The organism is Actinoplanes sp. NPDC051851 (assembly GCF_040681165.1).
GTDB lineage: Bacteria > Actinomycetota > Actinomycetes > Mycobacteriales > Micromonosporaceae > Actinoplanes.
Genome location: NZ_JBFAYF010000103.1, coordinates 1 through 20,952, shown reverse-complemented (window position 1 = coordinate 20,952; position 20,952 = coordinate 1). Strand labels below are relative to the sequence as shown.

General features: G+C 70.8%; 19 protein-coding genes and 1 pseudogene. 4 read left to right on the top strand and 16 right to left on the bottom strand.

Annotated elements, in window-relative coordinates; all coding sequences use genetic code 11:
• Positions 1-82: 82 nt before the first annotated feature.
• From AB0M08_RS45020 to ruvC, 9 genes and pseudogenes are all read right to left on the bottom strand, one after another.
• A complete protein-coding gene (locus AB0M08_RS45020; RefSeq protein ID WP_364507752.1) occupies positions 83-2,572 on the bottom strand; it encodes a bifunctional (p)ppGpp synthetase/guanosine-3',5'-bis(diphosphate) 3'-pyrophosphohydrolase in 2,490 nt (829 codons plus the stop codon).
• 173 nt (positions 2,573-2,745) lie between these two features.
• A complete protein-coding gene (locus AB0M08_RS45015) occupies positions 2,746-3,264 on the bottom strand; it encodes an adenine phosphoribosyltransferase (RefSeq protein ID WP_364507758.1) in 519 nt (172 codons plus the stop codon).
• Positions 3,265-3,366: 102 nt separating this feature from the next.
• Complete coding sequence (secF, locus tag AB0M08_RS45010; RefSeq protein WP_364507749.1) at positions 3,367-4,539, bottom strand: protein translocase subunit SecF; 1,173 nt, start codon at positions 4,537-4,539, stop codon at positions 3,367-3,369.
• Position 4,540: 1 nt separating this feature from the next.
• On the bottom strand, positions 4,541-6,442 hold the full coding sequence (secD, locus tag AB0M08_RS45005) for a protein translocase subunit SecD (protein ID WP_364507746.1): 1,902 nt from the start codon (positions 6,440-6,442) through the stop codon (positions 4,541-4,543).
• A 165-nt stretch (positions 6,443-6,607) separates the two neighbouring features.
• Positions 6,608-7,012, bottom strand: a complete 405-nt coding sequence (gene yajC / locus AB0M08_RS45000; RefSeq protein ID WP_364507743.1) for a preprotein translocase subunit YajC — start codon at positions 7,010-7,012, stop codon at positions 6,608-6,610.
• Positions 7,013-7,159: 147 nt separating this feature from the next.
• Complete coding sequence (ruvB, locus tag AB0M08_RS44995; protein ID WP_364507755.1) at positions 7,160-8,599, bottom strand: Holliday junction branch migration DNA helicase RuvB; 1,440 nt, start codon at positions 8,597-8,599, stop codon at positions 7,160-7,162.
• A 351-nt stretch (positions 8,600-8,950) separates the two neighbouring features.
• Positions 8,951-9,220: pseudogene (locus AB0M08_RS44990) on the bottom strand (Holliday junction branch migration DNA helicase RuvB); the annotation flags it as partial.
• Positions 9,217-9,816 (bottom strand): Holliday junction branch migration protein RuvA, encoded by a 600-nt coding sequence (gene ruvA, locus AB0M08_RS44985; protein WP_364507740.1) that lies wholly within the window; start codon positions 9,814-9,816, stop codon positions 9,217-9,219. The gene ruvA and the pseudogene AB0M08_RS44990, both read right to left, overlap by 4 nt.
• The gene (gene ruvC, locus AB0M08_RS44980) at positions 9,813-10,340 is read right to left on the bottom strand and encodes a crossover junction endodeoxyribonuclease RuvC (RefSeq protein ID WP_364507737.1); all 528 of its coding nucleotides are present in this window, start codon (positions 10,338-10,340) and stop codon (positions 9,813-9,815) included. Before ruvC ends, ruvA begins: the two co-directional genes overlap by 4 nt.
• Positions 10,341-10,436: 96 nt before the next feature.
• Here ruvC and AB0M08_RS44975 point away from each other — a divergent pair, with 96 nt between their 5' ends.
• Positions 10,437-10,928, top strand: coding sequence for a hypothetical protein (locus tag AB0M08_RS44975; protein ID WP_364507734.1), 492 nt, complete (start codon positions 10,437-10,439; stop codon positions 10,926-10,928).
• A 21-nt stretch (positions 10,929-10,949) separates the two neighbouring features.
• On the opposite strand, the gene AB0M08_RS44970 is transcribed toward AB0M08_RS44975, so the two are convergent.
• A complete protein-coding gene (locus AB0M08_RS44970) occupies positions 10,950-11,702 on the bottom strand; it encodes a YebC/PmpR family DNA-binding transcriptional regulator (protein ID WP_364507731.1) in 753 nt (250 codons plus the stop codon).
• 15 nt (positions 11,703-11,717) lie between these two features.
• Positions 11,718-12,323 (bottom strand): pyridoxal 5'-phosphate synthase glutaminase subunit PdxT, encoded by a 606-nt coding sequence (gene pdxT / locus AB0M08_RS44965; RefSeq protein ID WP_364507728.1) that lies wholly within the window; start codon positions 12,321-12,323, stop codon positions 11,718-11,720.
• A 149-nt stretch (positions 12,324-12,472) separates the two neighbouring features.
• Between pdxT and pdxS the strand changes: the two genes are divergently transcribed.
• On the top strand, positions 12,473-13,369 hold the full coding sequence (gene pdxS, locus AB0M08_RS44960) for a pyridoxal 5'-phosphate synthase lyase subunit PdxS (protein ID WP_364507726.1): 897 nt from the start codon (positions 12,473-12,475) through the stop codon (positions 13,367-13,369).
• A gap of 81 nt (positions 13,370-13,450) precedes the next feature.
• On the opposite strand, the gene AB0M08_RS44955 is transcribed toward pdxS, so the two are convergent.
• The 4 genes from AB0M08_RS44955 to pgsA are packed head-to-tail and all read right to left on the bottom strand — an operon-like array spanning position 13,451 to position 16,692.
• Positions 13,451-14,005: a hypothetical protein gene (locus AB0M08_RS44955; RefSeq protein ID WP_364507723.1), complete on the bottom strand. Its 555-nt coding sequence runs from the start codon at positions 14,003-14,005 to the stop codon at positions 13,451-13,453.
• 59 nt (positions 14,006-14,064) lie between these two features.
• Positions 14,065-15,201: a glycosyltransferase family 4 protein gene (locus tag AB0M08_RS44950; protein WP_364507720.1), complete on the bottom strand. Its 1,137-nt coding sequence runs from the start codon at positions 15,199-15,201 to the stop codon at positions 14,065-14,067.
• A gap of 13 nt (positions 15,202-15,214) precedes the next feature.
• Positions 15,215-16,081 (bottom strand): phosphatidylinositol mannoside acyltransferase, encoded by an 867-nt coding sequence (locus tag AB0M08_RS44945; protein WP_364507717.1) that lies wholly within the window; start codon positions 16,079-16,081, stop codon positions 15,215-15,217.
• Entirely contained in the window at positions 16,078-16,692 is a 615-nt protein-coding gene (gene pgsA, locus AB0M08_RS44940) for a phosphatidylinositol phosphate synthase (RefSeq protein ID WP_364507715.1), read from the bottom strand. Before pgsA ends, AB0M08_RS44945 begins: the two co-directional genes overlap by 4 nt.
• Before the next feature lie 175 nt (positions 16,693-16,867).
• Here pgsA and AB0M08_RS44935 point away from each other — a divergent pair, with 175 nt between their 5' ends.
• On the top strand, positions 16,868-19,030 hold the full coding sequence (locus tag AB0M08_RS44935; RefSeq protein WP_364507712.1) for an elongation factor G-like protein EF-G2: 2,163 nt from the start codon (positions 16,868-16,870) through the stop codon (positions 19,028-19,030).
• On the opposite strand, the gene AB0M08_RS44930 is transcribed toward AB0M08_RS44935, so the two are convergent.
• The gene (locus AB0M08_RS44930; RefSeq protein ID WP_364507710.1) at positions 19,023-20,207 is read right to left on the bottom strand and encodes an FAD-dependent monooxygenase; all 1,185 of its coding nucleotides are present in this window, start codon (positions 20,205-20,207) and stop codon (positions 19,023-19,025) included. The two genes, AB0M08_RS44935 and AB0M08_RS44930, sit on opposite strands and share 8 nt — an antisense overlap.
• Before the next feature lie 53 nt (positions 20,208-20,260).
• Here AB0M08_RS44930 and AB0M08_RS44925 point away from each other — a divergent pair, with 53 nt between their 5' ends.
• Positions 20,261-20,854 (top strand): TetR/AcrR family transcriptional regulator, encoded by a 594-nt coding sequence (locus AB0M08_RS44925; protein ID WP_364507708.1) that lies wholly within the window; start codon positions 20,261-20,263, stop codon positions 20,852-20,854.
• Positions 20,855-20,952: the final 98 nt, after the last annotated feature.

Genomic DNA, 20,952 nt, shown 5'->3' with positions numbered 1-20,952 from the left:
GGTGGGCATGCAGGGCATAAACGCTCCACCGCCCTGCATGCCCACCCACGGCCCCAACCGTCCCAGGGTGAGTAAAAGCCGCTCAGGCCCCCGAGGTCACGCGGTAGGCATCGAACACACCGTCGACCTTTCGGACCGCCGCGACCAAATGCCCGAGGTGCTTCGGGTCGGCCATCTCGAAGGTGAACCGGCTGACGGCGACGCGGTCGCGGGTCGTGGTGACCGTCGCGGAGAGGATGTTGACGCGCTCCTCGGAGAGCACCCGGGTGACGTCGGCCAGCAGCTTGTGCCGGTCGAGGGCCTCGACCTGGATGGCGACCAGGAACGTGGAGGCGGAGGTGGGCTTCCAGCTCACCTCGACGACGCGTTCCTGCTGCTCGCGCAGGTCCTCGGCGTTGGCGCAGTCCTCGCGGTGCACGCTGACGCCGCCCGAGCGGGTGACGAAGCCGAAGACCGCGTCGCCGGGTACCGGGGTGCAGCAGCGGGCGAGTTTCACCCAGACGTCGGAGACGCCCTTGACCACGACGCCCGGGTCCTGGGCGGTGCTGCGGTTACGCGGCGGGCGGGTCGCGACGGCGGTCTCGGCGATGTCCTCGACCGCGCCCTCCTCGCCGCCGAAGCCGGCGACCAGTTTCTGCACGACGGACTGGGCGGAGACGGTGTTCTCGCCGACCGCGGCGTAGAGCGAGGCGACGTCGGCCAGGTGCAGGTCGCGCGCGATCGTCGTGAGGTTCTCGCTGGTCAGCATGCGCTGCAGGGGCAGGCCCTGCTTGCGCATCGCCTTGACGATCGCCTCCTTGCCGACCTCGATCGCTTCCTCGCGGCGCTCCTTGTTGAAGAACTGCCGGATCTTCGTACGCGCCCGCGGGCTCTTCACGAAGCCGAGCCAGTCCTGCGTCGGGCCGGCCGTGCTCGACTTCGACGTGAAGATCTCGATCACGTCGCCGTTGGAGAGCGTCGACTCCAGGGGCACCAGCTTGCCGTTGACCCGGGCGCCGATGCACTTGTGGCCGACCTCGGTGTGCACCGCGTACGCGAAGTCGACCGGCGTGGACCCGGTGGGCAGCGGGATGACGTCACCCTTGGGGGTGAAGACGTACACCTCCTGGCTGGAGAGGTCGAACCGCAGCGCGTCCAGGAACTCGGACGGGTCGCTCGCCTCACGCTGCCAGTCGAGCAGCTGCCGCAGCCAGGTCATCTCGTCGATGTGCGCCGGCGGGCCGACGATCGTCGCGCCCTTCTGCTCCTTGTACTTCCAGTGCGCGGCGATGCCGAACTCCGCCGTCCGGTGCATGGCGAAGGTACGGATCTGCATCTCGACCGGCTTGCCGGTCGGGCCGATCACCGTCGTGTGCAGCGACTGGTACATGTTGAACTTCGGCATCGCGATGTAGTCCTTGAACCGGCCCGGCACCGGCTGCCAGTTCGCGTGGATGACGCCCAGCGCGGCGTAGCAGTCGCGGACCGTGTCGACCAGGATACGGACGCCGACCAGGTCGTAGATGTCGTTGAAGTCCCGGCCCCGCACGATCATCTTCTGGTAGATCGAGTACAGGTGCTTCGGGCGGCCGGTGGTCTCGGCCTTGATCTTCGCCGACTTGAGGTCGAGGCTGACCCGGTTCGTCACCTGGCGCAGCAGCGCCTCCCGCTGCGGCTGGTGCTCCCCGATCAGGCGGTTGATCTCCTCGAACCGCTTGGGGAAGAGGGTCCCGAAGGCGAGGTCCTCCAGCTCCCACTTGATCGTGTTCATACCGAGGCGGTGGGCCAGCGGGGCCAGGATCTCGAGGGTCTCCTTGGCCTTCTGCTCCTGCTTGGCGCGGGGCAGGAAGGTCAGGGTACGCATGTTGTGCAGCCGGTCGGCCAGCTTGATCACCAGGACGCGCGGGTCCTTGGCCATCGCGACGACCATCTTGCGGATCGTCTCCGCCTTCGCCGCGTCGCCGAGTTTCACCCGGTCGAGCTTGGTCACGCCGTCGACCAGCAGCGCCACCTCGGCGCCGAAGTCGGTGCGCATCTGCTCCAGGCCGTAGTCGGTGTCCTCGATCGTGTCGTGCAGCAGCGCCGCCACCAGCGTCGTGGTGTCCATGCCCAGGTTGGCCAGGATGGTCGCCACGGCGAGCGGATGCGTGATGTACGGATCCCCGGACTTGCGGTACTGCCCCGAGTGCCAGCGGGCCGCGACGTCGAACGCCTTCTGCAGCTGGCGCACGTCACCCTTGGGGTGACTCGCCCGGTGCGTGGCGATCAGCGGCTCGAGCACCTCGCTGACCTGGGTGCTCTGCCACGGCGCGTTGAACCGGGCCAGCCGGGCCCGGACCCGCCGCCCGGTGGGCGCACCGGCCAGGCCGCCGAAGGGCCCCGGCTCGTCGGCGGGCGAGAGTGGCTGGGTGGTCTCGATGTCGGTACCGGGGACCGCCGGACGTGGGCCCGAGCCGTTCGGGCCGACGCCGTTGGAACCGGACTTGTCGTCAGAGCGCGGCTGGTCAGCGGGGGTAGCCCCACCCGAGCCGGTCCGCGAGTTCTGGGTCGGTTGCACCGTGCCCTCCGCCGGAGGGGCGACGTCGCTGGACACCGGCCTCCTCATTCACCGTCGCGTCGAGATCCCTGCTATTGCCCGGGACCGCTGCCGGTGGATCCCGGCCCGCTCCCTATGGAACGCCCATCCTACCCGCACCGATACCCGGATTGGCCCGGCCGAACCTCCGAATACGTCGGCCCGACCGGGCGAAGAACATCGAAGCCGGATCAAACGGTCAGCAGCGCGTGCACCGTACGGGGCGCCAGCTTCTCCCGGCCCGGAAGAAAGCCCAGCTCCATCAGCACGGTGAAGCCCGCGATGGTGCCGCCGGCCCGCTCGACCAGGTCCATCGCGGCACCCGCCGTACCACCGGTGGCGAGCACGTCGTCGACCACCAGGACCCGCTGTCCGGCGACGAACGCGTCCTCGTGCACCTCCAGGGTGGCCTCGCCGTACTCCAGCGCGTACGACGCCGACAGGGCCTTGCGCGGCAGCTTGCCCGCCTTGCGGATCGGCACCACGCCGGTGCCCGTCGCGTACGCGATCGCGGCCGCCACCACGAACCCGCGCGCCTCCACCCCGGCCACCACGTCGAACGAGCCGGGCCCGTGGTGGGCGACGATCCCGTCGATCACGTTCTTGAAGACGGCGCCGTCCGCGAAGAGCGGCATCAGGTCCTTGAAGACGATGCCCGGCTGGGGGAAGTCCGGCACGTCGATGGTGGCGCCGGCGACCAGGGCGGCCAGGTCGGGGCCGCTGTCGCCGGTAGGGGTTTCGTCAGTCACGGCGGACAGCGTAACGGCCCGCTGCTCGAGGAGCAGCGGGCCGTCGCGGGTGATCGGTGCGGATCAGTTGCGCTTGCCGCCCTGGGGCCGGCTGCCGGCGCCGCCGCCACGGTTGGTGTTGCGCTTGCCGGCCGGGCGGGCGCCCGGGCGCGGGGTGGTTCCCGCGTACGCCGGCTCGTCCGACTCGGTGGCGTTCGCCGAGCGGACCCGCTCGCCGCGCGCCACGTCGTCGGAGCGGTTCGCCCGGCGGTTGAGCACCCGGGCGTTGTGCGCCTTGATCTTCGGCTCCTGGTCCTTCAGCGCGCTGAGCACCGGGGCCGCGAACATGATCGAGGAGATGACGCCGAAGCCCATGCCGACGAAGAGCACCAGGCCGAGGTCCTTCAGGGTGCCGGCACCGAGCAGGCCGGCGCCGATGAAGAGCAGGCCGCCGACCGGCAGGAGCGCGACCAGGCCGGTGTTGAGCGAGCGCATCAGGGTCTGGTTCACCGCGAGGTTGGTGGCCTCGCTGTAGGTACGGGAGCTGCCGGCGGTGATCCCCCGGGTGTTCTCCTGCACCTTGTCGAAGACCACGACCACGTCGTACAGCGAGTAACCGAGGATCGTCAGGAAGCCGATCACCGTGGAGGGCGTGACCTCGAAGCCGACCAGCGAGTACACGCCGGCGGTGAGCACCAGGTCGAGCAGGAGCGAGGCCAGCGCGGCGACCGCCATCCGCCACTCGAACCGGATCACCAGGTACCCGGTGACCAGCACCAGGAAGATGACCAGACCGAGGATCGCCTGCTGGGTGACCGCACCGCCCCAGGCCGCCGAGACCTGGCTGTCGCTGACGTCCTCGGCCTTGACGCCGAGGTCCGCGACGAGAGCCGCCTTCGCCTTCTCCGACTCGGCCGCGGTCAGCGCCGACGCCCGCACGGTGTAGGTGGCGTCGTCGCCGTCGCCGACCTTCTGCGTGGTGGTGACCTCGGCGTCCGGAGCCGCCCCGAGGACCGCCTTGGTGACCGCGGTCTGGATCTGGTCCTGGGTGAGCGTCTTACCGTCGGCCGAGGCCGGCACGCTGAACGAGGTGCCACCGGCGAACTCGATGCCCAGGTCGAACTTCTTGAAGGTGAAGCTGCCGATCGAGATCAGCACGAGCACGGCGGCGACGATGAACCACGTCTTCCGGCGGCCCACGATGTTGATGTTCGCCTCGCCCTGGTAGAGGCGGGTGGCGAGACCGGGACGGGCCATGTCAGGCCTCCTTCACACGCGAGGAGACGGGCTCCTCGGTCGGGGTGCGGCGCAGGACGCGGCCGAGACCGCTGACCCGCGGCGACAGGAACGCCTTGGTGCTGGCGAACATGGTCATGATCGGGTGCCGGAAGAGGAACACCACGAGGAGGTCGAGGACGGTCGAGAGGCCCATCGCGAACGCGAACCCCTGCACCGCGCCGATCGACACGATGTAGAGGACCACCGCACACATGATCGTGATGGTGTTCGCCGAGATGATCGTCCGCCGGGCCCGGAGCCAGGCACGCTGGACACCGCTCCGCGGCGAGCGACCCTCGTGGATCTCGTCCTTGAGCCGCTCGAAGTAGATGACGAACGAGTCCGCCGCCACACCGAGTGACACGATGAAGCCGGCGATACCCGCCAGGGTCAGTGTGTACCCCATCGTGCGGCCGAGGAAGACCAGGGCGCCGAAGGTGAGCAGACCGGAGAGCAGCAGGCTCAGGAAGATGACCGAGCCGAGCAGGCGGTAGTAGAAGAACGCGTAGACCGCCACCAGGGCCATGCCGATCGCGGCGGCGAGCAGGCCCGCCTCCAGCTGCTGCAGGCCGAGGGTCGCGGAGATGGTCTGCGCCGGGCCGGAGTCGAAGGTGACCGGGATGGCACCGAAGTTGAGCTGGTCGGCGAGCTGCTTCGCGCTGGTCGCGGTGAAGCTGCCGGTGATCTGCGAGGAGCCGGTCAGCACGCCCTGGATCTGCGGCGCGGAGAGGATCTCCTTGTCCAGCACGACCGCCACCGCACAGTGCTCGGCGGAGCCGTACAGGTTGGTGAGCGCGACGTAGCAGGCGTCGGAGGAGGTCGCCTCGTACGCCTCACGCGTCAGGTCGGCCCACTTCTTCTGGCCGTCCGAGGTGAAGTCCAGCGAGACCACCCACTGGTTGGTGGTCTGGTCGAGCTGCTGAGCGGCCTGCTTGATGTCGTCGCCGACCACCTTGGCCTTGTCCATCATCACCTTCATGGTGCCGCCGTAGCAGGCCACCACCGAGGAGTCGACGGCGTCGATCGCGCCGTTCGGCCGCTCGTCCAGCTGCTGGCAGCTGATCGTGGGGATGTTGAACTGCATGTCCGGGGTGAGCGCGTTGACCTCGGCGCCGGAGAGCGTGCCGAACGCCTTGTACGGCAGGCCCGCCTCGGTGTCGGTGCTGACGTCGACCGGGGCGGTCAGCTTCTCGGCCTGCTCCCAGATCTTGGTGCCGACCTTCTTCTCGATCGCGGCACGCTGCGCCTCGACGTCCGCGGTGACCGGGGCGTCGGACGCGGCCGGAGCCGGCGTCGAGGCGGCCGCGGACGGCTCCGCGGAGGCGGACGCGCTCGGCACGGCCTCGCCGCCACCCTGACCGCCGGTCGAGGAGGTCGGGCTCGCGGTCACGGCCGGCGCGCTGCCACTGGCGGCCGGGGCCGCCGAGGAGGACGCGGACGGGGCCGCGCCGCTGGCCGACGCGCTCGGCGAGGCGGTCGGCGGGTTCATCGCCGTCGAGGCGACGTCCCCGGTCGCGCCGGTGACCAGGCGGAACCGCATGTTGGCGGCCTGCGACAGGTCCTTCAGCTGGTCCTTCGCCTCGCCGGCCAGGGAGACGACGATGGTGTTGTTACCCTGGATGACCACCTCGGCCTCGGAGACGCCGAGGGCGTTCACCCGGTTCTCGATGATCTGCTTGGCCGTGTTCATCGCCTCGGTCGTCGGCGTCTGGCCGTTCTGCGTGGCGATGTAGGTGGCCGTGGTGCCACCGACGAGGTCGAGGCCGAGCTTGGGCTGGAGGCGGTCGGTGAAGCTGCCCTTCGCACCGGCGGCGAAGAACACGAGCAGATACAGGACGACGAAGACCAGACCGAGCACGCCTAGCTGGCGTCCAGGATGCATCTGTCCCTGTGGTGGTCGTGCCACGGCTTTAGGTCTCCCTGTGCTTCGGCCGCGTGATCGGCGCGGCGCTGTCGATCGGTGACCGGCCACCGATGGGCGAACGATGGCCGGGACGAATCAGCCCGCAGGCGAGGTGCCGCGGGCCGGTTCCGTATGGCGAGTCTGTCAGTCCTGCTTGCGGGTCTCGACGACCGGGCTCTGCGGCTCTTCCACCGCGGGCTCCACGATCTCCGGCTCGGCTTCCGTCTCCTCGGTCTCGTCGGCCGCGGCGGTCTCGTCTGCCCGGCTGACCACCCGCGCGATCGCCTGGCGGGCGAAGCGGACCGGGCCGACACCGGGCGCGATCTCCAGGGCGACGACCTCGTCGTCCACCGTGACGACCGTGCCGTGCAGGCCGCCGATGGTGACGATCTCGTCCCCCGGGCCGAGCTTGTTCTGCATCTCCATCGCCTCACGGCGCCGCTTCTGCTGCGGCCGGATCATCAGGAAATACATCACACCGATGATCAGAACGAAGGGCAGGAACAGGCTCAGTGGATTACCGCTGCCGCTGTCAGCCGCCTCAAACACGAGAAATAGCCTTCCGTAGGCCGCTGATACCTCGATGGAGGTCGATCCGCGGCGTCAAAACTCTCAGGTCGAACCGGCGGCGAGTCTAATAGGTCAACCTGGAGACTACGAATGCGGCACACGTCACGTTCACATCACGAGCGATATTTACGTGTCTCGGGCGAACAGGTCACCTTGAAATACGCCGGAACGGCCGTCGGCCGGCGGCGTCTTTCCGAGATGGGCCCAGCCGGCCTCGGTGGCGACCCGGCCCCGGGGCGTCCGCGCCAGCAGCCCGGCCCGGACCAGGAACGGCTCGCAGACCTCCTCCACCGTGTCGGACTGCTCGCCCACCGCGACGGCGAGCGTGGACAGACCGACCGGGCCGCCCTTGAACGACTCGATCAGCGCGCGCAGCACCGCCCGGTCCAGCCGGTCCAGGCCGAGGGCGTCGACGTCGTACACCGCAAGCGCCGCCCGGGCGACCTCCTCGGTGACCACGCCGTCCGCACGGACCTCGGCGAAGTCCCGGACCCGGCGCAGCAGCCGGTTCGCGATACGCGGCGTGCCCCGCGACCGGCGGGCGATCTCGGCGGCGCCCTCCGGGGTGATCGGCACGCCGAGGATCCGGGCCGACCGGTGCAGCAGCGCGTCCAGGTCGGCCGGTGAGTAGAAGTCCAGGTGCGCGACGAACCCGAACCGGTCCCGCATCGGCCCGGTCAGCAACCCGGCCCGGGTGGTCGCCCCGACCAGCGTGAACGGCTCCACGTCCAGCGGGATCGCGGTGGCGCCCGGCCCCTTGCCGACCACCACGTCGACCCGGAAGTCCTCCATGGCGCTGTAGAGCAGCTCCTCGGCGGGCTTGGCGATCCGGTGGATCTCGTCGATGAAGAGCACGTCGCCGGGGGCGAGCCCGGTGAGGATCGCGGCCAGGTCACCGGAGCGCTCGATCACCGGCCCGCTGGTGGTCCGGATCCCGGTCCCGAGCTCCGCCGCCACGATGTTCGCCAGCGTCGTGTTGTGGACGACGAGGTCGTTCACCGTGAACGTGTGATCGTCCGCCACGGTCAGGCAGCGGCACTCGGTCAGCCCGGCCGGCTCGACCGAGGCCACCCGGTCCGGAGCGAGCTGCTCGTCGAAGCGGTCCCGGCGCGGGGCCCACTCCCGGAGACGCTCTCCCCGCGCACCGATCGGGGTGACCCGTTCGACGAACCGGGCCGCGTCGTCCTGGCTGATGATGCTCAGACGCCACGACTCGGGGAGACGTCCCTGGTAACGACCGCGCTTGAGCTTGAGCCGGGACTGGATGCCAAGGCGCAGCAACAGGTGCTGAACGTCCTGCAGAAGCCCGTAGGAGACGCTGCAGAACTCGATGACCACGTCGTAGCGGTCCCGGCCACGACGGCTCACCGTTCCGTCACAGGCGAAATACGCGGCCAAGAACGTACCGATCTGCCGGCTGTCGCCGCGATAGACGAACGCGGGGACCCGCTTGTGCCAGGCCGTCTTGTCGATCAGGTCGTGCTCCCGTAGCCACGGTTTCAGGCCCGAGATCCGGATCAGTGAGCTCTTGGCCGAGTTGGGCCGGGTGTTGTGCGGTCGGCGCATCCGGTCGCAGAGCGCCCGGAAGTCGTCGAGGACGTCCTGGTCGCCGCTGGTGAAGGTCACCTGGTTGCTGGTGCACCCATCACCGATGAGGTAACCGGCGAGACTGAACTCGTCGGTCGTCTCGGTGCCGTCCGCCACCACTCCGGGGGTGAGCACGTTGGCCAGGACGTCGTCCGGCGTCAGGTCACCCGCCTTGACCCAGCCCTCCGTGGTCCAGAACGGGTGATCCGGGGCAGCGACCACTTCCCGGCCGGAGGTGGTACGGATCCGGACGGTGTCCAGCTCGCCCTGCTCGTGGACGGCCTCGACGAGCGCGGGCTCACCCGTCCTGGTGATCACCGCATCGCCGACGGCGATGTCGCCGAGCCGTTTGCGCTCGCCGCCCGACATCAGCACGAGGGCGTCGACCGAGACCGGCTTACCGAGGCCGGGCGGGCCCGAGAGCAGGATGTGGTCGGGCGGGGTGCCACGGCCGAGGGAGGCCTTGAGCAGCAGCTCCAGCTGGTCGCGGACCCGGTGCTGGGCGATGAAGTCGGCCAGCCGCTTCGGCCGGACACTGGTCTCCTCGTCCCGCTCCTCCTCGAAGGCCTCCGCGGAGAGATCGCCGTCGAACGAGGTCATCGCGTCTTGCCCAGCAGCCGGATCGCCTGGCGCAGCAGCACCGGCACCGGCGGCACCTCGCCGTCGATCGTCTCGCCGATCGCGGCGACGGCCTGGTCGGCCTGGGCCGCGGACCAGCCGAGCGCGAGCACGCCCTGCCGGACCTGCTCCTGCCACGCGCCGGCCAGCACCCCGCCACCGCCGTCGCCGAGCCCGACCGGGCCGATCTTGCCCTTGAGCTCGACGATCATCTTCTCGGCGCCGCGCTTGCCGATGCCCGGCACCTGGGTCAGGGCCGCGATGTCGCCACCGCTGATCGCCCGGCGCACCGCGTCCGGCTGGTGGACCGCGAGCACCGCCTGGGCGATCCGCGGGCCCACCCCGTTCGCGGTCAGCAGCAGGTCGAAGAGCTGCCGTTCACCGTCGTCGGCGAAGCCGTACAGGGTGAGCGAGTCCTCCCGCACGATCAGCGTGGTGGCGAGCCGCGCCTCGGCCCCGGTCCGCAGCCCGGCGAGCGTGTTCGGCGTGCAGAACACCCGCATCCCGACACCACCCACCTCGACCACGGCGCTGTCCGGGAGGATCGCGGTGACCTCACCGCGCACACTGGCGATCATCGGCTGCTCCTGCGGGCGGCGGCGACCGCCGCGGCTTGGATCCTGGCGCGGGTGCCCCCGCGCCAGATGTGACAGATGGCGATGGCGATGGCGTCCGCCGCGTCGGCCGGCTTCGGCGGCGCGTCGAGCTTCAGCAGCCGGGTGACCATGGCGGTCACCTGTGCCTTGTCGGCGACCCCGGAGCCGGTGACGGCCGCCTTGACCTCGCTCGGCGTGTACGTCTGCACCGGCAGCCCGGCCCGTGCGCCGGCCAGGATCGCCACCGCGCTGGCCTGCGCGGTGCCCATCACGGTCCGCGCGTTGTGCTGGGAGAACACCCGCTCGACGGCGACCTGCTCCGGCCGGTGCCGCTCGACCAGCTCGGCCAGGCTCCGGTCCAGATGCAGCAGGCGCAGCGCGATGTCCTCGTCCGGTTCGCTGCGGACCACCTGGTACGCCACCAGCGTGCCGGGCCGCCCGGGAACCCCGTCGACGACGCCGACCCCGCACCGGGTGAGACCCGGATCGATGCCGAGCACGCGCACCGTGGCCTCCCCTCACGTACGTGTGTTCGACACCCTAATACGGTCACCCCTTGTGCTCGCCGTTGACACGCCTCGACGATGGGTGAGGAGGTAGCGATGGACGACGAACCGCCACCGGGCTTCCTCGACGCGGTCGCGCTCCACGAGCGTTTCCTGCGCGCCGAGTCCGTGCGGCTGACCGGCACCGATGAGGTCTACCTGACCCTGCTCGACGACCTGGCCGCCCACTGGCGCCGGCTGTCCTGGTGGTCCCGGCTGACCCGCACCGACGCGGTCGGCGCCTACCTCCACCGCCGCCTGGCGAAGCGCGCCACGGCCTGGCGGGAGGACCGGATCCACCGGGTCGAGGTACGCGTGCTCCGGCCGCCGGCCCGGGCCGTCAGGACGCACGGCAGCCTCGCGCTCGACAAGGCCACGGTGCTGGACACGACGACCCGGGCCGGCCTGGTCACGCTCGCCGACGCCGGGGTGGCCTGGGTGCACGCGTGGCGCCGGGCCGAGCACCGGCGTGTCGCGTGGTTGATCGCCGGCGGCACCCTGCTGGTGATCGCCATGATCCAGTCGATGAGCTGGCTCGCCACCCCGTGAGACGGCGAGCCGGCCTCGCCGTCACTCCTCGATCGCGGCCGCGACCTCGTCGGAGATGTCGAAGTTGGCGTAGATGTTCTGCACGTCGTCGCAGTCCTCGAGCACGTCGATCAGCTTGAAGACCTTGCGGGCCGGCTCCTCGTCCAGCGGCACCGTCATGGTCGGGAGCAGCGGCGACTCGGCCGAGTCGTAGTCGATCCCGGCGCTCTGCAGGGCGGTGCGCACCGCGACCAGGTCGGTCGGCTCGCTGACCACCTCGAACGCGTCACCGAGGTCGTTGATCTCCTCGGCGCCGGCGTCGAGCACGGCGAGCATGACGTCGTCCTCGCTGAGCTCACCCTTGGGGACGATCACCACGCCCTTGCGGTGGAACAGGTACGACACGCTGCCCGCGTCGGCGAACGTGCCGTTGTTGCGGGTCAGCCGGGTCCGGACCTCGGTGGCGGCGCGGTTCCGGTTGTCGGTGAGGCACTCGATCAGCAGGGCCACGCCGTTCGGGCCGTACCCCTCATACATGATCGTCTGCCAGTCGGCGCCGCCGGCCTCCAGGCCGGAACCGCGCTTGACCGCGTTGTTGATGTTGTCATTCGGGACCGAGCTCTTCTTCGCCTTCTGAATGGCGTCGTAGAGCGTAGGGTTACCGGACGGGTCGCCGCCACCAGTCCGGGCCGCGACCTCGATGTTCTTGATCAGCTTGGCGAACATCTTGCCGCGCTTGGCGTCGACGACGGCCTTCTTGTGCTTGGTCGTCGCCCACTTGGAGTGGCCGGACATGCGTAACCTCCGTGTCTACCGTGCGGGTGCGGCCTGGCGGACCATCTCGACGAAGTACCGATGGACGCGAAGGTCACCGGTCAGCTCCGGGTGGAATGCCGTGGCGAGCAGGTTCCCCTGCCGAACCGCGACAATCCTACCGGCGGCGTCACCGTCAGCAACGCGCCCCAGCACCCGCACGTCGGGGCCGACCTCCTCGACCCACGGCGCCCGGATGAAGATCGCGTGGAAATCACCCCCCGCGATGCCCTCGATCGGCACCGTCGCCTCGAACGAGTCGATCTGCCGGCCGAAGGCGTTGCGCCGGACGGTCATCTCGATGCCCTGGAAGGATTCCTGGTCGGAACGCCCGTCCAGCACCGTCGTGGCCAGCATGATCATGCCAGCGCAGGAACCGTACACCGGCATGCCGTCCGCGATCCGCTTCCGAATCGGGTCGAGCAGTCCGAAAGTGATCGCCAGATTGCTGATCGCGGTGGACTCGCCACCCGGAAGCACCAGCCCGTCGACCTCGGCGAGCTCCTCGGGCCGCCGGATCGGCCGGGCCAGCACGTCCGACTCCGCCAGGGCGGCCAGGTGTTCTCGCACGTCGCCCTGCAGGGCCAGCACTCCGATGTTCACGCAGCCCACTCTAGGTGGCACCCGGCTCGCAGAGGTAAAGCAGGCCACCGGGGGGTCGATTGGCTATCGGAGCCGCTGTCGCGGCTTCGTAGCATCCCGTTTACCGACCATCCCGCCCCTGTCGTACGCCCTCGAGGAGCCGATTCCCCATGTCCGAGACCCAGCCCGCCATCGGAACCGCCCGCGTCAAGCGCGGCATGGCAGAGATGCTCAAGGGCGGCGTGATCATGGACGTCGTCAACGCCGAGCAGGCGAGGATCGCCGAGGACGCCGGCGCGGTCGCCGTGATGGCGCTGGAGCGCGTGCCGGCCGACATCCGGGCCCAGGGCGGCGTCTCCCGGATGTCCGACCCCGACATGATCGACGGCATCATCGCCGCGGTCTCCATCCCGGTGATGGCGAAGGCCCGGATCGGCCACTTCGTCGAGGCTCAGGTGCTGCAGTCGCTCGGCGTGGACTACGTCGACGAGTCCGAGGTGCTGACCCCGGCCGACTTCGCCAACCACATCGACAAGTGGCAGTTCACCGTGCCGTTCGTCTGCGGCGCCACCAACCTGGGCGAGGCGCTGCGCCGGATCACCGAGGGCGCCGCGATGATCCGTTCCAAGGGCGAGGCCGGCACCGGCGACGTCTCGAACGCCACCACCCACATGCGGAGGATCCGCGCCGAGATCCGCCGCCTGCAGACGCTGCCCGAGGACGAGCTCTTCGTCGCCGCCAAGGAGCTCCAGGCCCCGTACGACCTGGTCAAGGAGGTCGCCGAGGCCGGCAAGCTCCCGGTGGTCCTCTTCACCGCCGGCGGCATCGCCACCCCCGCCGACGCCGCCATGATGATGCAGCTCGGCGCCGAGGGCGTCTTCGTCGGCTCCGGCATCTTCAAGTCCGGCAACCCGGCCCAGCGCGCCGCCGCCATCGTCAAGGCCACCACGTTCCACGACGACCCCGACGTGATCGCCAAGGTCTCCCGCGGCCTGGGCGAGGCCATGGTCGGCATCAACGTCGACGAGATCCCCCAGCCGCACCGCCTCGCCGAGCGTGGCTGGTAACCCCGCTTCGCTCACTCTCCCGGATCAGGCCCTGCTTCCCGCGGGGCCTTTTCCCGTACGCCGTCCGTGCTCCCGCCGCGCTCAAGAGGCGGCCTCCACCGCCTGGGCGGGCAGCGGGCTCTCCGGTGGCATGCCCGGGGCCGGGGCCGGGGGCAGCTCCGGCATCACCGGCTCCACGATGTCGAAGTACGCCGGCCGCGGGTACCGCCCCGGCAACCGCAGCACCCGGACGAGCTTGCGGCGCCGCGCGGTCAGCGCGTCCCGGACGAGATCGGTGTGCACCTGCCGGGCCAGCACCACCCGCCGGCTGCTGGCGATCAGCGTCCGCGCCGCCGGGTCCGCCGGGTCCAGTTCGATCCGCTGGAGCTGGCGGGTCAGGTCGTTCTCCGCGGACTCGCGCTCGTCCGACTCGGCGTCGAGCGCCAGCCGCGCCGCCGCGTACAGCTCGACCGACTCGGTCTGCTCCGCGACCACGGCCGCCGCCGCCGCGCGCCGCAGCAGATGCGCATCCAGCGCGCGCTCGGCCGACTGGGCGCGGGCGTGCACACGTTCCACGCGCTGAGCGGTCCAGCCGAGGTACGCCGAGAAGATCGCGGCCAGCACGACGACTCCCACCACCCACCACATGCCGGGCATCGTAGTGCTCCCTGTGTAACAGGACGTCACAGGCCCGGGGCCGTGATGAAAAAGACGGATCAGGCCGGATCGTCGTCGAAGACGCGGCCGTCGATCGCCTCGATCGCCGAGGAGTACACCTCGAGCACCCGCCCGGCCACGCTCGGCCAGTCGAAGGTCCCGACCACGGTACGCGCACACGACGACAGTTCGGCCCGTCGCGCCGGATCGTCGAGGAGCTCGCCGAGCAGGGTGATGAGCGCCGCCGCGTCGCCGGTCGGGAAGAGCGCACCGGCCCGCCCGCCGTCGAGGACACGGCGGAACGCGTCCAGGTCGCTGGCGGCGATCGTGGCCCCGGCGGCCATCGCCTCGGTGAGGATCATGCCGAAGCTCTCGCCGCCGGTGTTCGGGGCCACGTAGACGTCGACGCTGCGCAGCATCCGGGCCTTGTCGGCCTCGCTGACCAGGCCGAGGAGTTCGACGCGGCCGTGGAGTTCGGCGGGGATGTCCTCGAAGAGCTCGTCCCGGTCGCCCGGCCCCGCGACCAGCAGCCGCAGCCCGGGGCGTTCCCGGGCGAGCGCGACGAACGCCGTACGCAGGAGCGGGAAGCCCTTGCGCGGCTCGGTGAAGCGGCCCAGGAAGCCCAGGGCGCCCCCCTCGCCGGGCCATCCCGCCATCGGCTCGGCGGTGGCGAACTTCCGGACCGCGACGCCGTTGGGGATCTCGACCGCTCCCCCGCCGAGGTGCTCGACCTGGACCTTGCGGGCGAGTTCGCTGACCGCGATCCGGGCGGTGATCTTCTCCAGGGCCGGCTGCAGGAAGCTCTGCGCGGCGGAGAGCGCCCGGGACCGGGTCATCGCGGTGTGGAAGGTGGCCACCACCGGCCCGCGGGCGGAGAGCACCGCCAGGAACGACAGGCTGGGCGTGAACGGCTCGTGCACGTGCAGCACGTCGAACTCGCCGTTCTTCAGCCAGCGCCGGACCCGGGCGGTGGAGACCGGGCCGAAGGCGATCCGGGCGACCGAGCCGTTGTAGGGCAGCGGCACCGCCCGCCCGGCCGCGACCACGTACCCGGGCAGTTCGGCGTCCTCGTCGGCGGGTGCGAGCACGCTGACGTGGTGACCGAGCCCGATCAGTGCCTCGGACAGGTCCATGATGTGGTTCTGCACGCCGCCGGGCACGTCGAACGAGTAGGGCGAGACGATCCCGATCCGCACTGCCGACGACCTCCTAGAGCCAGAGCTTCTGGAGCATGTGCCAGTCCTGCGGGTGGTCGGCGATACCGGCCGCGTACGCGTCGGCGAGAAGCTGCGTGGTCCGTTTGACACGCTCGTCCAACGGGCCGTCGGCCGGTGGGGTGACCCGGCGCATGACCGATTCGACCCGGGATTCGGTGTACCAGCAGTCGACCGCGTAGAGCGGCGCGCCGGTCCGGATCGCCAGGATCGCCGGTCCGGCGGGCATCCGTGCCTTACCGCCGAAGAAGTCGACCTCGACGCCGGCGCGGGAGAGGTCCCGGTCGGCGAGGAGCGGGACGATCCAGCCCTGCGACAGGTGCTCGGCGAGCACGTCGAGCGGGGGCCGCTCGCCGCCGGTGAGCGGGAGCACCCGCATGCCGAGGCGCTCCCGGTAGTCGAGGAACTGCTGGTAGACGGCCTCCGGCTTGAGCCGCTCGGCGACCGTGATCAGCTGCCAGTCCTGGGAGACCACCCAGACGGCGGCCGCGTCCCAGTTCGCCACGTGCGGCAGGGCGAGGACCACCCCGTTGCCCTCGGCGACGCCCTGTTTGAGGGCGTCGTGGCTCTCCGGGTGCATGAAGAAGCCCGGGTAGGTCTGCCCGGGGGTCGCCCCCGTCAGCCGGAACGCCTCCATCCAGTACCGGGCGTACGAGCGGAGGCCGTCGCGGACCAGGGTCTCCGGCATCTCCGGTCCCACCACCTGCTGGAGGTTGCGGCGCAGCCGCTGGGTGCCCTTGCCGTTGGACTTCCACGCCCGGTCGGCGGCGGCCCGGAAGAGGGTGCGCGCCACCGGGAGCGGCAGCGCCCGCACCAGACTCCACCCGGCCGAGTAGCCGAGCGTGGTCAGCCGGTCCTTCACGCGACCGGGGTTTCGGTGCGGCCCGCGTGGATCAGCCGCTGGAAGGCGGTGAACACGGCGAGCGCGGCGAGCACCCAGAGCGCGGCGGGCAGGCCCCAGTCGAGGCCCGCGGCGCCGAGCAGTCCGCCGACACCGACGATGAGCAGGCGTTCCAGGCGTTCGGCGATGCCGACGTCGGCGTTCAGGCCGAGCGACTGCGCCCGCGCCTTCACGTACGACACGACCTGGCCGAACACGAGGCAGACCAGCGCGGCGACGACCCCGCCGTACGGATTGCCCTCGGTCGCGAGGTAGTAGACGACGGCTCCGAAGACCGCACCGTCGGCGATGCGGTCCATCGACGAGTCGAGGAGTGCCCCGAATCTGCCGGTTCCGCCCCGCATCCGGGCCATTGTGCCGTCGAGTGCGTCGGTGAGAGCGCAGGCGGTTACGATCACGGTGCCCCAGAAAAGCTCACCTTGGGCGCCGAAATACGAACCGATGAGGACACCAACGGTGCCCGCGATGGTGACGGCGTTGGGTGTCACGCCGATCCGGAGCAGGAAACGTGCGGCCGGGTTGACGACGTACGAGACGACGGTACGGGCCGTTACTTGGACGATCTTTGCCATGGCCGTCCCACCATATCGGCGGGCGGTGCGGGACGGTACGCCTCGCCCCGCACGTGGCCGGATCGTCACCATCCGGTAGGGGCCGGTGTCTCCAGGTCCTTGCGGGCCGACAGCACCGGGTGTGGGATTTGCAGAACAGCGTCGTAACAAATCGGAAACGACAGGAGCGCTCGGCATGGCGCAGAAGACTTCGGAGAAGGGGCTTGCCGGCGCGACCGCGCCGGTGGTGACAGATCCCGGCAACGTACGCAACGTGGTGCTGGTCGGCCACTCCGGCTCGGGGAAGACCACGCTGGTGGAGGCGCTGCTCGCGGCCACCGGCACGATCCCCCGGGCCGGCACGGTGACCGACGGCACCACGGTCACCGACAATGATCCGGCGGCGATCCGGCAGCAGCGCTCGGTCGCGCTCTCCTGCGCGCCGCTGGTCCACGACGGCGTGAAGATCAACCTGCTGGACACCCCGGGCTACGCCGACTTCGTCGGTGAGCTGCGGGCAGGGCTGCGCGCCGCGGACGCCGCGCTCTTCGTCGTCTCCGCGGTCGACGGTGTGGACGACTCCACCGTCGCCCTCTGGGAGGAGTGCGCCGCGGTCGGCATGCCGCGCGCCGTGGCGATCACCCGGCTGGACCACCCCCGCGCCGACTACGAGCAGACGCTGCAGGACTGCCAGGACTGTTTCGGCGACAACGTGATGCCGATCTACCAGCCGATGCTCGGCGACGACGGCACCTCGGTCGTCGGCCTGCTCGGGCTGGTCACGCTCCGGCTGCTCGACTACTCCCAGGGGTATCCGCCACGGATCGGCGAGGCGGAGAAGGAACACCTGAACCCGATCGCCGACGACCGGAACCTGCTCATCGAGGGGATCATCGCCGAGAGCGAGGACGAGACCCTGATGGACCGGTACGTCGCCGGCGAGCTGATCAGCACCGACGCCCTGGTCCCGGACCTGGAGAAGGCGGTGGCCCGGGGCCACTTCCACCCGGTCGTCCCGGTCTGCGCGGCGACCGGCGTCGGCCTGGACGCGCTGCTCGACGGCCTGGTCAACGGCGCGCCGACCCCGTTGGAGCACGACCTGCCGGTGGCCACCGGGGTGGACGGCTCGCCGCGCCCGCCGCTGGCCTGCGACCCGAACGGCCCGCTGGTGGCCGAGGTGGTCCGCACCACGATCGACCGGCACGTCGGACGGGTGTCCCTCGTCCGGGTGTTCTCCGGCACCCTGCGGCCGGACCAGACGCTGCACGTCTCCGGGCACGGGCTGGCCGAGCGCGGCCACCCCGACCACGACGCGGACGAGCGGGTCGCACACGTCTACTCCCCGCTCGGCGCCCAGCTGCGCGAGGTGGGCCAGGCCGTCGCCGGCGACATCTGCGCGATCACCAAGTCCGGCTCGGCGGAGACCGGGGACACCCTCTCCACCAAGGACGACCCCCGGCTGATGGAGCCCTGGTCGATGCCGGAGCCGCTGCTGCCGATCGCGGTGGTGGCGAAGACCCGGTCCGACGAGGACGCGCTCGCCAAGAACCTGGGCCGTCTGGTGGCCGGCGATCCGACGCTGCGCCTGGAGCGCAACCCGGAGACCCACCAGCTGGTGCTCTGGACGATGGGCGAGTCGCACGCCGACGTCGTCCTGGACCGGCTCCGCTCGGGCGGTGTGGAGCTGGACACCGAGCCGGTCAAGGTGGCGCTGCGGGAGACGTTCGGCAACACCGCCAAGGGGCACGGCCGGCACGTCAAGCAGTCCGGCGGGCACGGCCAGTACGCGGTCTGCGACATCGAGGTGGAGCCGCTGCCCCGGGGCGAGGGCTTCGTCTTCGTGGACAGGGTGGTCGGTGGCGCGGTGCCGCACAACTACATCCCCTCGGTGGAGAAGGGCGTCCGGGCCCAGCTGGAGAAGGGTCTCGCGGCCGGCTATCCGATGGTCGACCTGCGGGTCACGCTCTACGACGGCAAGGCGCACAGCGTGGACTCCTCGGACGCGGCGTTCCAGACGGCGGGTGCGCTGGCGCTGCGGGCGGCGGCCGAGTCCGGGCACATCACGCTGCTGGAGCCGGTGGACGAGATCGTGGTCAAGGTGCCGGAGACGTACGTCGGCGCGGTGATGAGCGATCTCTCCGGCCGTCGCGGGCGCCCGCTCGGCAGTGAGTCGGGCGGCGACGGCGAGGCCAGCCTGGTCCGGGCCGAGGTGCCGGCCACCGAGCTGGTCCGGTACGCGGTGGAGCTGCGCGCGCTGACCTCGGGCACGGGCACCTTCACCCGGCAGTACCTCCGGCACGAGCCGATGCCCCCGCAGCTGGCCGACTCGGTCCGCAGGGAGCACGCCCCGGCTAGATAGTGATCGCGTTGGCTGCCTCGTGCAGCGGGGCCAGCACCCTCTCGATCACCTGTTCCTTCCTCGGGTGGAACCGGAGCGTCCGCATGCCGTAGTTGCGGACGGCGATCGCGAACCGCCCACCCGGCACCATGTCCCCGACCATCTTCCGACCGAAGATCACATTCTTCTCCACGTACGACCGGAGCGCGCCCTCATAGGCGGCGAAGGCGGTGGCGTACGCGCCACCCGCCTTCGCCAGCTCCTCCGCGAGCACGTAGGCGCCGACCAGCGCGAGGCTCGTGCCCTGGCCGGAGGCGGGCGAGGGGCAGTAGCCCGCGTCCCCGAGCAGCACGACCCGGCCGCTGGACCAGCGCGGCATCTCCACCTGGCTGATCGCGTCGAAGTAGAAGTCCGGCGCGTCGTCGAGCGCGGCCAGGAAGTCCGCGGTCCGCCAGCCGAGCCCGGCCATCGCCTCGCGGACCAGCCGCTTCTGGGCGGCGACGTCGCGACGGTCGTAGGAGAGCTCGGGCGCGGCGAAGACGATGCCGACCGTGGCGGGCTGGTCCGCGCCGAGCGCGTAGGCGAAGGTCAGCCGCCCCGGCTCGGCGTAGTTCATCTCCTCCCGGTCGATGCCGAGCACGTTCGGCGCCGAGAAGATCGAGATGTAGGCACCCAGGTGGTGGGGCTCCACCTCACCGAATGCCAGTCTGCGGGTCGCCGAGTGCAGGCCGTCGGCGCCGACCACGAACGCGTACCGCCCGGTGCGTCCGCTCGCGAAGGTGACGTCCACCCCGTCCGCGTCCTCGGTCATCGCCGCGATCGCGTCGCCGAACACGTAGGTCGCGTCGCCCGCGGTGGCGTCGTACAGGATCCGCCCGAGGTCGCCCCGCATGATCTCCAGGTCGTCACCGCGCCGGCCCATCAGCAGACTCGCCGGCAGCGAGGCGATCACCCGGCCGTCCCGCTTCACGTACGTCGTGGTGCGCATCCCGGTCTCCTCGGCCTTCGCCGCGTCGTGCAGACCCATCCGCTGGAGCACCGTGGTCGCGGCGCCGCGCACGTCCACCTTGTAACCCCCGGCCCTCAGTTCCGGCGCCCGTTCCACGACGGTGACGTCGTACCCCTGCTCGACCAGCCAGAACGCCAGCGCAGGACCCGCCACACCACTGCCTGAGATCAACACCCGTGAGTTCGCCATAGCCGTACTATACAAATGTCTTATACGTTTGTATAGAAGTTAGGATGCCGACCATGGGCCACCGTGAGGATCTGCTGGACGGCGCGAAGCGCGCGCTCTACGAGAAGGGCTACGCGCGCATCACGGCGCGGGACATCGTGGCCGCCTCGGGCACCAACCTGGCCTCCATCGGCTACCACTACGGCTCGACGAAGGCCCTGCTCACCGCCGCGATGCTGAGCGCCATGGACGACTGGGGCCAGGCCTTCGCCGTGGCGCTGGCCGAGGAGCACGACGACCCGGACGAGGACCCGATGCTGCGCTTCTGGCGACGGGTGGTCGGCTCGATCCAGAAGGACCGGCCACTCTGGCTGGCCAGCGTCGAGGCGCTGACCCAGAGCGAGCACGACCCGGAGCTGCGCGCTCAGCTGGCCGGCGGCGTGCACCAGGGCCGCCGGGGCATGGCCGCCCTGGTCACCGGCCGCCCCGAGGAGGAGATCGACGAGGCGACGGTACGCACGGTCGGCGCCGCCCAGATGGCCCTGCTCTCCGGCGTCGTCACCCAGTGGCTCACCGACCCCACCACGGCACCCACCCCGGAGGAGATCGTCACCGGCGTCCGCGCCCTGGCCGGTCCCGCGACCACGGGGACCGGGTCGGAGCCGTAGCGCGGGTCACGCTCGTGGCGGGTGGTCAGGGGGGGGGGAAACGGGGGGCGATCCCCCCGGGCCCCCGCCCCGCCCCGGGAGGGCGCGGCCGGGGGGTA